Raw genomic sequence first — 12,550 nt, 5'->3', positions numbered from 1 at the left:
GTCACGATCGTCCGAAAACCAGCCCATCCACGGTACGGACGCCGAGCGCGCGGTCAGCGCAGGTGCACGACGTCCCCGGCGGCCAGCGGGCGGTCCCCGGCCGGGGTGCGGACCAGCAGGCGCGCGTCGTCGTCCACCCCGGTCACGAAGCCGGACACCTCGGACCCGTCCGGCAGCAGCACCCGCACCCGCTTGCCGATCGTGCCGCAGCTGTCCCGGTAGGCCTCCCGCAGCCCGCTCGCCGCCGCGTCGCCGCCGGCCTCGCGCCAGCGCGCGTACCAGTCCGCGAAGCTCCGCAGGAACGCCTTGAGCAGCGGCTCCCGGTCCGCGTCCGGTGCACCGGCCAGCACCAGCGAGGTGGCCGGCGGGCCGGTGGGCCGGTCGGGCAGCTCGTCCGCGCGCAGGCTCACGTTCAGCCCGACGCCCATCACCACCGCGCCGGACACGCCCTCGGCCAGGATCCCGGCCGTCTTCCCCTCGCCGGCACCGACCGGGACGAGCAGGTCGTTCGGCCACTTGAGCGAGGCGTCCAGGCCGGTCACCCGGTGCACGCTCGCGCACAGCGCCACCCCGGCGAGCAACGGCAGCCAGCCGTACGCGGCCGTCGGCACCGCCGCCCAGCCGCGCGCCTCGTCCGGCACGTTGGGCCGCAGCAACACGCTCAGCGACAGTCCCGCGCGGGCCGGTGACTCCCAGGTACGGCCGAGCCGCCCGCGCCCGGCGACCTGCCGCTCGGCGACGACGATCAGCCCCTCCGGCTCGTCGTCCCGCGCCGCGGCGGCCACGTCCGCGTTCGTCGAGCCGGTCTCGGCCCGCACCTCCAGCCGCCGCCACAGCGCACCCGGCGTCAGCAGCGCCCGGCGCAGCGCCCGCTCGTTCAACGGCGGCCGGCCCAGATCCGAGAACGGGCTCCCGCCCGCGGCGAACGACATCCGCCCAGCCTACGGCGCCCCTCCCGGCCGGCGTGCGCACCCGCATCGCTCTGCTCACCGGGCTCAATATTGAAAGTGGTGGCCGGTGGCCGGCGGTGCGGCGGCCAGACCACCAGGCCCGCCGGCCAGCCGCAGCCATGCAGCCGGACGACCGGGCCGGGCCAGCGGCCGGCGAACCAGGCCGGTCAGCCGCCGCCAGGTAGCCCGGACGACCGGGCCGGTCAGCCGGGGCGCCCTTACGGCCGGAGGGCCGGGTCAGCCGGCCGCGTGGCGGCTGGAGTAGATGGTCGAGCGGGGGGTCGGCGCGCTGGGTGTGTATTCCGGCAGGTGCGCCGCGACCGCGGCTGCGGCTGGGCGGGGCAGGCTCAGCGAGACGCTCTGCCGCGTCGGCAGGTCGCGCGGGCGGCTGTCGCGGGATCCGGAGCGCTCGGCGAGCGCGGCGATCCTCGCCAGTTCGGCCAGATCGCCGAGGTTCGCGAAGCCCTTGCGGCCGGCCCGGCTGGGGGCGCTCTCCGCGGCCTCGGCCGGTGGTGCGGCCGCGCCGGTCCGCCGGGTTGCGGGCGGTGCTCCGGCCTGCCGCCGGCCGGCCGGAGCCGGCTGCGGGGAGCGGGTGGTGCCGGGCAGGTCCGTCCGGCTCTCGGGCCGTGCCGGGTACGGTTCGCCGTCGCGTGCACCGGCCTGGCCCGGCACCGGGCCGCGACTCGCGAGATCCCGGTTCTGGCCCGGCCCCGCGCCACGACCGGAGAGGTTGCGGTTCGGGGCGCTGGCGCGGTCGGCCGCTCCAGGCGAGTCTGTCCGGCCCTCGTAAGCGGCCCATCCGTCGGAGCCGGTCCGGCGCTCGGCACCGGCCCAGCCCGCGGAACCGGTCCGGCGCTCGGCACCGGCCCAGCCGGTGGAGCCGGCCCGGCCGTCGGGACCGATCCGGGCTTCCGCACCGGCCCAGCCGGTGGAGCCGGTTCGCGTCTCCGGGTAGCCACGCATGGCTGCCGAGTCCCGGCCGGGGGCCGGGTCTCCGCCCTTAGCCGTAGCCTGGGTCGCGGCAGGGTCCCACGCCGTCACGTCACGGCTCGCCGCGAGGTCGCTGTTCGCCGCGTAGTCGCGGTTCGCTGTCAGGTCGCGGTTCGGCGCAAGCTCGCGGTTCGCCGGGAAGTCGCGGTTCGCTGCCGGCTCGCGGTTCGGCGGCAGATCGCGGCCCAGCGCCAGATCAGGATTCCCCGCCGCATCGCGGTTCGGCGCGACGTCACGCCCGGCTGGTGTCCGGCCCGCGGTGATGCCGGCGGACGTGGTCGTCTCGACCGGCTCGCGGCTCGCGACCGGGTCGGTCGTGTTCCGCACGGCGTTCGTGTCGCGGCGGCCGGACCTGGTGGGGTTCGGCGGTGCGAGCGGGGTGACCTCGCGTGCGTTGGTGAAGTCCCACCCCGCCGTCGTGTCCCGGCGTGCGGCCGGATCGCCGGTTGCGCCGAACTGCGTGGCGGACGTGGTGGTCCGGTCCTGCGCGAGCTCGCGGCCGGTGCGCCGGGATCGGCCGCCGGCCTGTCCCCGTGCGGCCGTCGGATCGCCGCTCACCAGTGGGTCCATGACAGCGGCAGCGGTGCGTGGCATCCGGTTGTTGCGCTGGGTACTCGCGTCCCAGGCAGGAGTGGCGTCGTGGCCCGGCGAGCGGGTGACGGCCGCGCGCTGACGACGGGTGTGCTCCGCGAAGTCGTTGCGGTCCACGGCGGCGTCGAACCCGCCGGCGGCCCGCCGGCCCCCACCACCGGATCGGTGATCCGGCGCGTCCCAGGTCGCCGGCGGCCGCACCGCGGTCGCCGCCTCCGCGAACCCGGCACCGTAGCCGCCGTGCCGCCGGCCGCCGGCCGCTGGATGACCGGCTCCGGCGGCGTCAGCCGACTCGCCACCGAACCCGTTCCGCCGGCCGGGACCGGCGTCACCGGCGAAACCACCGTGGGTGCCATGGACGCCGCTGTCACCACCGACACCGCCTGCGCGGGTACCGTCCCCGAAACCGTCGGCGCCGGTGTCACCGTCGAGCCCACCGGTGCGGGCTCCATCGCCGAACCCATCGGCACCGCCACCACCAGGGAAACCGCCGGCGCCACTGTCGTCGTCGAAGCCACCGGCGCCGCTGCCGCCAGAGCTGCGGTCACCGCCGAGGCGGTCGAACCCCTCAGGATCGCCGGGGCTGCCGAAGCCACCGGCACCGGCGGCGCTCGTGCCGGCGTCGTTCGTGCCCGCACCGGCCGCGCGGGCCGAGCGGCCCTGGCCACGATCTACGCGCGTGGCGGCCTCGTAGTCGCCGTTCCGGTCCGCGCCGTTCGTGCCGTGGCCGTACCCGGCCGGGCCGGTCGCGTGCCGGAGAGCCGCACCGGTCTCGCCCGCGTCGCGGTATGCGGCCCCGGCGGGCGTGCCGCGCTGGTAGCCGGCCCGGCCGGCATCAGCGCCGGCCTGGCGGTAGCTGCCGTCGTAGCCGTCGTCCCGGACCGGAACGCCGCGCTCCGGCCGCGCGGTGCCGTAGGGGTCACCGTAGTCCGGTCCATAGTGGCGATCCGTGGGCGCGGTGGTGCCGTACTCGTCGAAGCGGTCCGTGGCGGCGTCGGTCCGGGCCTCGCCGTAGCCGTTCGAGGCCTCGGCGTCGTATCGCTCAGCGGTCGCGCCGGGCTGCTGATCGCGGCGTGCCGGTGTCTCGCCGTATCCGGCGGCGGTTCCGGTCGCGTCCGGCGAGCCGGTGAATCCGTACGCGTCGGTGTCGTAGGCCGGCTCCGGCGTGCCCGCCGGCCAGCCCGGCCGCGTGCCGTGTTCCTCCGGCTGTCCCTCGCCCGGCCAGGGCCGGCTGCTACCCGGGACGGTGTGTCCGCCGGGGACGTCATGGTTCGCCGGCATCCGGTAACCAGCGGAGGCCTGCACCCCATTGGGCATTCCATGACCTCCGGACGCGTCCGGTCCACCCGAGAAGCCGGTGTTGCCGGGCGCTCGGTAGCCACCGGATCCGCCGGGAATCCCCAGCCGGTATTCAGCGGACGCCTCGGGCCCACCGGAGACGTCAGGGTTTCCCGGCGTCCGGTAACCACCGGAGGTGTCGTAGCCGGCGGGCTCCTCATAGGAGCCCGTGGTCCCGTAACCGCTCGGCGCACGGTGGCCGACCGAAGCCTGGTGTCCGCGGGGCGTCTCGTAACCGCGCGCCGCGTCGTAGCGCTCCGGTGCGGCGTCGTGCGCACCGGACACCGGGCGGACGGCCGCGAACGCGCCGGAGTCCTCGCCCGTGCCCGCGGCATCCGGCCAGTAGGACAGCGTCGCCGCGTCCGGCGCCGAACGCGGCGCGGGCCGCGGGCGCACCGGCCGGGCGACCGCATCGGCACCGGACCGGCCCTGCGGCGCTCCCGGCCGCACCCCGGCCGCGGCCTCCGGCTCATCCGCCCCGCCCGGCACCGCCGCCGACGACGAGGGACGGGACGCGGCCGGACCGGGGTCGTTCCCCGGCGCACCCGGCCGCAGGCCCGGCGTGCCGTCGCCGTAACCGGCGGCCGCGTAGGAGCCGGGACCGTACGTGCCGGTGTCCGGATACGTGCCGGTGTCCGGATAGGAGCGCACGTCCCAGCGGCCGTCGACGGGTCCGGTGGCGGGCTCGAAGTCCGAGGCGTTCGTCAGCGGGGGCTCCGGGGTCGCGGGCGGCGGCGTCACGTCGTACCGCTGCTGGTCTCTGGGTTTGGTGGTGCGCGGCCGGGAGGCCGTGTGCCGTCCGTGCGGGCGGCGTCCGATCGCGGGGAGGAGCTGGGTGAGCTCGGAGACGACCGGGATCAGGATGGTCGGTGCGGTGATGCGGCGCCGCTGTTCGGCGCGGGGGTGGACGACCTTGCCGCGGGACCGGCGGACCGGGGTGTTGGCACGGCGGGCGGCCTCGGCGGCGGCGAGGTGCGGCAGTTCACGCGCCGGGATGTGCGCGGCGCGGCGGGCCAGCTCGATCCGTTCGTCGTCGCTGAGCGACTCGTCGAACCCTTCGCGGCGACGGGCCGCGGCACGGGACGCCGCGCGCAGCGCGAGGCTGAGCGCGATGAGAGCGGCCAGGCCGCCGGCGATGAGGGCGACGCCGTAGTGCGTCACCGCGGGGTCCCTATCGTCACGCCACTTGTAACGAAACGGGCAATGTCGGCGGTACGCCCCCGAACGATTGAGCGAGAGCACCTCTCACACGGAGCCCGGATTGGCCATACGATCCGAGGTGTGACCGACACCGACGTCAATCCGCACACCACCGCGGGCCGGCTGGCCGACCTGGATCGCCGCGTCGACGAGGCCGTGCACGCGGGCTCGGCGCGCGCGGTCGAGAAGCAGCACGCACGCGGCAAGAGAACGGCGCGGGAGCGCATCGCGATGCTGCTCGACGAGGGCTCCTTCGTCGAGCTGGACGCGCTGGCCCGGCACCGTTCGACGGCCTTCGGGCAGGAGCGCAACCGGCCGTACGGGGACGGTGTGGTCACCGGCTACGGCACGATCGACGGCCGGCAGGTGTGCGTGTTCGCGCAGGACTTCACGGTCTTCGGCGGTTCGCTGGGCGAGGTCTTCGGCGAGAAGATCGTCAAGGTGATGGACCTGGCGATGAAGACCGGCTGCCCGGTGATCGGCATCAACGACTCCGGCGGCGCGCGGATCCAGGAGGGCGTGGTCAGCCTCGGCCTGTACGGCGAGATCTTCTTCCGGAACGTGCGCGCGTCCGGCGTGATCCCGCAGATCTCGCTGGTGATGGGCCCGTGCGCGGGCGGCGCGGTCTACTCCCCCGCGGTCACCGACTTCACCGTGATGGTCGACAAGACCTCGCACATGTTCATCACCGGGCCGGACGTGATCAGGACGGTGACCGGCGAGGACGTCGGCATGGAGGAGCTGGGCGGGGCCCGCACGCACAACACCACCAGCGGCAACGCGCACTATCTGGCCTCCGACGAGGAGGACGCGGTCGAGTACGTCAAGGCGCTGCTGTCCTACCTGCCGTCGAACAACCTGGACGACCCGCCGGTCTTCGACGCGGACCCGGACCTGAGCCCGGACGACGAGCTGGACACGCTGGTCCCGGACTCGGCGAACCAGCCGTACGACATGCACACCGTGATCGAACGGCTGGTCGACGACTTCCTGGAAGTGCAGCCGCTCTACGCGCCGAACATCGTGGTCGGCTTCGGCCGGGTGGAGGGCCGACCGGTCGGCGTGGTGGCGAACCAGCCGACGCACCTGGCCGGCTGCCTGGACATCGCGGCGTCGGAGAAGGCGGCCCGGTTCGTGCGCACCTGCGACGCCTTCAACATCCCGGTGCTGACGCTGGTGGACGTGCCCGGTTTCCTGCCCGGCACCGGCCAGGAGTGGGACGGGATCATCCGGCGCGGCGCGAAGCTGCTGTACGCGTACGCCGAGGCCACCGTGCCGAAGCTGACCGTGATCACCCGCAAGGCGTACGGCGGCGCGTACGACGTGATGGGTTCGAAGCACCTGGGCGCGGACCTGAATCTGGCGTGGCCGACCGCGCAGATCGCGGTGATGGGCGCGCAGGGCGCGGTGAACATCCTGTACCGCGCGGAGCTGGCCGCGGCGGGCGATCCGGCGGCGCTGCGCGCGGAGCTGGTCGCGGACTACGAGGACACGCTGGCGAACCCGTACACGGCGGCGGAGCGTGGCTACGTGGACGCGGTGATCAAGCCGTCGGAGACGCGCGCGCACCTGATCCGTGGCCTGCGCGCGCTCCGCACCAAGCGGGAGACGCTGCCGCCGAAGAAGCACGGCAACATCCCGCTGTAGAGAACGTGCTTCGGGTACGGCAGCGGCCGTACCGAAGTTAGTTCAGCGTGATGGCGGGAAGACAGACGACCACCACACATCGGCCACCGCGCACGACACGCTAGTTCAACGTGATGGCGGGAAGATAAGCACCGGCGAGCAGCAGTAAGCCGCCGGCCAGTGCGGCCAGGTTCACCGCCAGGAACACGCCGACCCAGAAGATCGCCGGGATCCGGGTGATGCCGGCCAGCTGGTCCGCGTCCGACTGCGGCATCCGCCCCCAGCTGCGCATCGACTGCAGTTCGAAGACCGGCCGCACGCCGCCGATCAGCAGGAACCACACCCCGGTGTACGCGAACGCGGCCTGCACCTCCGGCTCGGCGTACCACGAGACGCCGAACACGATCGCGCCGGTGACCAGGATCGACACGATGCCGTACACGTTCCGGATCATGATGAGCATCGCCAGCAGCGCGGCCACCGTGATCCAGAGCAGCAGCGTGATCCGGTTGCCGCCGAGCAGCCACGCGCCGAGCAGGCCGATCAGCGACGGCGCCACGTAGCCGGCCAGCAGCGTGAACGTCATGCCGGGCCCGGTCGGGCGCCCGGCCGATAGCGTCAGCCCGGACGTGTCCGAGTGCAGCTTGATGCCGGTCAGCCGGCGGCCGGTGAGCACGGCGGCGAGCGCGTGCCCGCCTTCGTGCGCGATCGTGATCGCGTTGCGGCCCACCCGCCAGGTCACGCGCACGAAAACCACGGCCAGCGCGACCAGCGCCGTGATGAGGACGAGCAGGAACGGCGGGTCCGGTTGCGCACCGAGGAGCTGGTCCCGCAGATCAGTCAGGCTGTCGATCGACACAGCTCGGCAGCCTAGCCCAGGTCGCCCGGAGACTCCTGGGAAGGAAGTGCGGAGTTCTCGCGTACCGGCCGAATGTCCTTCGTTCGTCGCAACGGTCCCGGCACAGGCGGCATAGTCGGCCAGGGCGAGCATCACCGGACCGCACGCGGCCGCGCTGACGCTCACACACATCGACACCCACGGGGGAACGAACAATCATGCGTAACACCAAGCTTCGCCGTCTGGCCGTGCTCGCTGCCGGCTCGGTGCTCTTCACCGGAATGGCGCTGGGTTCCGCCGGAGCCGCGTCCGCGGGCGGATCGCACGGCCACGGTAACTCGCACGGCAGCGGCTACTCGCAGTCCTCCGACGAGGACGAGGCCGAGGCCAAGCTCAAGTGGCTGATCATCAAGTGGCTGGCCGCGCACGACTACGAGTGCAGCGAGGACAACGTCGACGCGGTCGCGGACTCGCTGGACGACAGCAGCAGTGACGACAACGGCAGTGACGGTGACAGCGGCGACTGGGACGACGACGGCATCCTGAACGACGTCGACATCGACCTGGACCTGGACCTCGATCTGGACCTCGACCTGGACCTCGACCTGCTCTGACCCGCCCCGGGAATCGTTCCGGAACCGGTTCGGCAGAACAGCGAACGGCGACAGCGGACCTCATCGTCCGGCTGTCGCCGTTTCGGTGTTTCAGGCCTGACGGCGTGCGCCAACGGGAACCCGCATCGGCGTTCCCACGGGCACGGCATTCCGCACCCGCTGCGGCACCGCACGGTGCAGCAGAAACCATGACCCGACCGCGGCCACGGAAATGATGACGACCGCCGAGAGCGCTATCAGCAACGCGGTGCCGGCGCTCGCCACCGTCAAGACGGTGGCGGCGATCGTCCACATCGCGACTGCGGTTCTGGTGCAGTGCCGCTTGTAGTAGCTCACGTCGTCCTCCTCTCTCCGTTGCACGGTGGATACCCGCCAGGTGGCAGATCTACGCATGCGGAGAGCGAGGGACGTCAGTCCTTGTCCGGTTTGAAGAGCGCCACGATCAGATCGAACTGACGCTGGTTCTCCTCGTCGTTCCACACGTTGTCCGGCGTACCCCAGTAGATCTGGTACGCCCGGTCCGGCGCGGTCACGAAGTGCCGGATGAGCACGTGGTTGCGGTAGTTACCGGGCGGCCCGTACGCGAACTCCCAGTCGGCGGCGCTGTCGAAGTAGTCCACGCTCTCGATCTTGATGAGCTGGTACTGCTCCCACTCGTACCGGCGCTCCTGCTCGATCCCGGTGACCGCGGCCTTGGCGTCCTGGTTGGTGTTCGCCATCTGCGTGATCAGCATGTACCGGCCACCGCCGCCGGTCTCCCGGAACTCGATGCTCGAGCCGAGGTTGTTCGCCTGCCAGGTCGCCGGGATCGGCACGCTCCAGCCGTTGGGGCTGTCATAGGTGCGCCAGCCGGCCGGCATGGTCAGCGCCGGCACGCCCGGGGCCGGGCTGCCGGTCGGACGCGGCGCCGCACTGCTCGGCGTGGCCGACGGCGCCGGTGCCGGCGAGGTCGGCGCGGGCGCCGCGTTCTCGCCGTCGTCGTCGGTCAACCGCGGCACGATCAGCGCCACCGCGACGATCACGGCGATGACCAGCGCGATCACCACCCACAGGCGTGGGTCGGCGGCCAGCCGGGACGGACCGCTCGGCGCGGGCTTCTCGTCGTAGTCGTCGTAGCCGGCCGACGGCGTGCCGACCACCTGCGTACGGTCGTCGTAGTCGTCGCGCGGCGCGGACCGGGCGAACCGGGCCAGCGGCGCACCCAGCGTCTTCTTCCCGTCACCCCGGTTCGGCCGGCCGGTCTTCGCGGCCTGCGCCGGCACCGGGCTCTGCGGGACCACCGCGGTGGCGTCCGGGTTGGTGCGCGCCCAGGCGGCACGCGCCCAGTCGCTGTCCGCGGCAGACCCTTCGGACCCATCGGGGGTACGGGCCGGAGCGGCGGACCCGGCCGGCGTGCTGATCACGCTGGTGGCATCCGCCGGGCCGGATCGGATGATCGTGGTGCCGTCGGTGTCGTCCGGAGCAGTGGTGTCCTCGGCGCCGGTGCCCGTGGCTCCGGTGACGCTGATCGTCTCGCTGCCGGCCTCGGGCGTCTCCGCCGCGCCGTCACCGGCCGCGGCCGGTGTTGTCGCTGCCGCCTCGCGTGTGGCGGGCTGGCCGCTGGCGTCGGCGTCCGTGGTGGCGGCCTCGGCGTCGTCCGCGGACGCGCCGGCGTCGTCCGCCGTCGCGCTGCGCGTCTCGGCGGATCCCGCCTCGTCGGCCGGCGCATCGCCGGCGTTCGGCTTGTCCCCGGTCGCCGGCTCGTCCGTGATGCGCGGCTCGTCCGTGGAACCCGCAGCGAAGCTGGAACCGGCGTTGCCGGTGGAATCGGCGTCGCCGCTGGATTCCGGCTTCTCCGCGGTGGCCTCGTCGCCGCCGGTGTCGGGTGCACTGCCGGTGCCGCCCGCGGTTCCTGTGGCGCCCGCGCGGCCGGCGCCGGCCGCGCTCCCGGTGCCGCCCGTGCGCTCGGTGGCGGCCGGTGCGCCGGACGCGGAGGTCGCGGGAGTGGTGGGCAGGCCGGTGCCGAAGACCGGGCCTGCGGTGCGCCCGCCGAAGCCGCTGATCACCGGGAACGCGCCGCTGGCACCCGTACCCAGTGGGTCGATCCTGGGGTTGTTCCGGACAGCCGGGGCGGTGGCCGAGCCGGACGCGGCGACTCCGGCTGCACCCGGGTCAGCCGCGTCCGGCTCGGCGGAGCCCGGCTTGATGGAGCCCGGCCTCGAAGCGTCGGCGCCCGAGAGGGGCGGCACGACGGTGGTCTCGTCCGGCGCGGACGTACCGCCGGCTGCATTCGATTGTGAACCGCCGCCCGGCGTGCCCGCGCCCGGGGTGACCGAAACCGACGTTCCCGCAGCTCCTGGCCGTTTCGGCGGGTCGATTCGGGTGGTCGCGTCGCGGCCACCGAGCAGGTGACCGCCGGTGATCCGGGTGGTGGTGTCCTGCGCGGCGGGCTCGGTACGGGCGAGCGTGCGCGGGTCGATCCGGGTGGTCGCGTCCCGGTCCGGGATGCGCGTGGTCGCGTCGCCGACCGGCGTGCCGTCCAGCCGGGTCGCGTCGAGCGGCGGTTTGTTCTCCGCGGCGGGCGCGCGGCCCTTGGAGAAGATGGGCGGGTGCGAGCCGGTCACCGGCGCGATCGACGACCGTGGGCCGGTGGCCAGCGGCGGGCGCGGCGCGGGCACCGCGGGCGAGGACTGCGTGTCCCCGCCGATCCGGGCGCCGCCGGGTCCGCGGCGTGGCGTCTGCCACAGGTTCAGCGGCGCGCGCGACTTCCGGCCGGCCGCGCGCATCAGCATGCGCTCGGCCTCCTCGGCGGACAGCCGCTCCGTCGGGTCCTTGCGCAGCAGTCCGGCCAGCACCGGGCGCAGCGGTCCCGCGTTGCGCGCGACCGGCGGTGGCTCGGTGGCCAGCGCGGCCAGCGTGCCGATCGCGGACGGGCGCGCGTACGGCGACTGCCCCTCCACGGCGGCGTAGAGCGTGGCGCCGAGCGACCACAGGTCCGCCTGCGGGCCGGCCGTGCCGTCCCGGGCGCGCTCCGGCGCGATGTAGGCCGGCGAGCCCAGCACCAGGCCGGTGCGGGTCACGTTCGGGTCGCCGGGCACGGTGGCCAGGCCGAAGTCGGTGAGCACGACCCGGCCGTCCTCGCCGATCAGCACGTTGCCCGGCTTGACGTCACGGTGCACCACGCCGGCGCGGTGCGCGGCCCGGAGCGCGTTGAGCATCCCGAGCCCGATCTCGACGCCGCGCGCCGGTGCGACCGGCCCCACGTCGGCCAGGATGTCCTGCAGCGAACGGGACGCCACGTACTCCATGACGATCCACGGATCGCCGTCCGTCCGGAGCACGTCGAAGACGCGTACCACGTTGATGTTGTTCAGGCGGGCGATCGCACGCGCCTCGCGCAGCGAGCGTTCCCGCATCTCACGGCGCTCGTCCACGGTCAGCCCGGGCGGCGGGACCAGCTCCTTGATCGCGACGTCCCGGTGCAGCACCTCGTCGCGGGCCAGCCAGACCCGGCCCATGCCCCCCTGGCCGAGCGGCCGGAGCAGCCGGTATCGGTTCGCGATCAGTTCGGGGGCAGACATCCAGAGGAACGTACCCGCACCCGCCCTCATCACACCAATTGACCCACATCGAGGGAGACGCGCATCAGTTTGTTATCAAGCGTTCTGGCCTTAGTCTGACCTAATGCACTCCGGCGACCGTGCTCCAGATCTCCGGATCCTCCGCGGCACGCCCACGCCCGAGGAGATCGCCGCACTGGTGGGCGCGCTGCGTGCGCTGACGCGGCCGCAGCCCCACGCCGCACCCTCCGCGGCGTCGGCCTGGAGACGCTCCGCCCGCCCGTCCTACACACCGCCTTGGCGACGCTCCGCACTGCCTCGATGACACATGAGTAACCAAACCATGTGAGAAATCGCATCCTCCGGACAATTCGCCGCGGCCCCTTCGCGGTGCCCCCAAGGCGTACCCAGGATTGGTTAATCTCGATTCTCGGTGCGTTGGGGGAGGGGTTCTCATGGCGGCACCCGACGAGGATCTGGGCCCGGCCTGGCTGCGCGACTACGGCCGGATCGAGGCGGACATCGAGGCGATGTCCCAGTTCGCCCACGGCCTGATCGCCGAGATCCAGGACCACTACCTCCCGCACGCCAGCCGCGTGCTCGCCGACATGGAGTCGGCCCACCCCCAGCCCGCCGAGACCTTCACCGAACACCTGCGGTTCCTGGAGGCCCACCGCGAGGCGATGCACGCCACCACCGACAACGTCTACTGGTACGTCCAGGGCTACACGAACCTCGGCAACGCCGCCGCCGACATCAGCACCCGCTACGCCGACGCCGACGCCTTCTCCGCCGCCCGCGCCCAGGACGTCCGCGACGCCCTCGACGCCGCCGGCGCCGGCCTCCCCGAAACGGCACCCTGAG

General features: G+C 73.6%; 8 protein-coding genes and 1 pseudogene. 4 read left to right on the top strand and 5 right to left on the bottom strand.

Features of this window, described 5'->3' with window-relative positions:
- Nucleotides 1–53 precede the first annotated feature (53 nt).
- Together J2S42_RS25885 and J2S42_RS25880 are read right to left on the bottom strand one after the other, a co-directional pair.
- Nucleotides 54–932, bottom strand: a complete 879-nt coding sequence (locus J2S42_RS25885; protein ID WP_307243104.1) for a biotin--[acetyl-CoA-carboxylase] ligase — start codon at nucleotides 930–932, stop codon at nucleotides 54–56.
- A 255-nt stretch (nucleotides 933–1,187) separates the two neighbouring features.
- Entirely contained in the window at nucleotides 1,188–5,030 is a 3,843-nt protein-coding gene (locus tag J2S42_RS25880; protein WP_307243102.1) for a hypothetical protein, read from the bottom strand.
- 120 nt (nucleotides 5,031–5,150) lie between these two features.
- On the opposite strand from J2S42_RS25880, the gene J2S42_RS25875 reads away from it, so the two are divergent.
- The gene (locus J2S42_RS25875; protein ID WP_307243100.1) at nucleotides 5,151–6,716 is read left to right on the top strand and encodes an acyl-CoA carboxylase subunit beta; all 1,566 of its coding nucleotides are present in this window, start codon (nucleotides 5,151–5,153) and stop codon (nucleotides 6,714–6,716) included.
- A gap of 100 nt (nucleotides 6,717–6,816) precedes the next feature.
- Here J2S42_RS25875 and J2S42_RS25870 read toward each other — a convergent pair whose 3' ends face one another.
- On the bottom strand, nucleotides 6,817–7,554 hold the full coding sequence (locus J2S42_RS25870) for a M50 family metallopeptidase (RefSeq protein WP_307243098.1): 738 nt from the start codon (nucleotides 7,552–7,554) through the stop codon (nucleotides 6,817–6,819).
- 197 nt (nucleotides 7,555–7,751) lie between these two features.
- On the opposite strand from J2S42_RS25870, the gene J2S42_RS25865 reads away from it, so the two are divergent.
- Nucleotides 7,752–8,147 carry a hypothetical protein gene (locus J2S42_RS25865; protein ID WP_307243097.1) on the top strand — a complete coding sequence of 132 codons (396 nt, stop codon included), beginning with the start codon at nucleotides 7,752–7,754 and terminating at the stop codon, nucleotides 8,145–8,147.
- A gap of 90 nt (nucleotides 8,148–8,237) precedes the next feature.
- On the opposite strand, the gene J2S42_RS25860 is transcribed toward J2S42_RS25865, so the two are convergent.
- Both J2S42_RS25860 and J2S42_RS42195 read right to left on the bottom strand, forming a co-directional pair.
- On the bottom strand, nucleotides 8,238–8,483 hold the full coding sequence (locus J2S42_RS25860; RefSeq protein ID WP_307243095.1) for a hypothetical protein: 246 nt from the start codon (nucleotides 8,481–8,483) through the stop codon (nucleotides 8,238–8,240).
- Nucleotides 8,484–10,893: 2,410 nt separating this feature from the next.
- A pseudogene (locus tag J2S42_RS42195) lies at nucleotides 10,894–11,924 on the bottom strand (serine/threonine-protein kinase); the annotation flags it as partial.
- On the opposite strand from J2S42_RS42195, the gene J2S42_RS42190 reads away from it, so the two are divergent.
- Together J2S42_RS42190 and J2S42_RS25845 are read left to right on the top strand one after the other, a co-directional pair.
- Nucleotides 11,886–12,011 carry a hypothetical protein gene (locus tag J2S42_RS42190; protein ID WP_503128933.1) on the top strand — a complete coding sequence of 42 codons (126 nt, stop codon included), beginning with the start codon at nucleotides 11,886–11,888 and terminating at the stop codon, nucleotides 12,009–12,011. The pseudogene J2S42_RS42195 and the gene J2S42_RS42190 overlap by 39 nt on opposite strands.
- Before the next feature lie 130 nt (nucleotides 12,012–12,141).
- On the top strand, nucleotides 12,142–12,549 hold the full coding sequence (locus J2S42_RS25845; RefSeq protein ID WP_307243092.1) for a hypothetical protein: 408 nt from the start codon (nucleotides 12,142–12,144) through the stop codon (nucleotides 12,547–12,549).
- The last annotated feature ends 1 nt before the right edge of the window (nucleotide 12,550 follow it).

The sequence above is a fragment of the Catenuloplanes indicus genome (assembly GCF_030813715.1).
In the GTDB taxonomy this organism is placed as follows: Bacteria; Actinomycetota; Actinomycetes; order Mycobacteriales; family Micromonosporaceae; genus Catenuloplanes; species Catenuloplanes indicus.
Note: the sequence above shows the minus strand (reverse complement) of the source record. Positions and strands in the feature narration are given on the sequence as shown.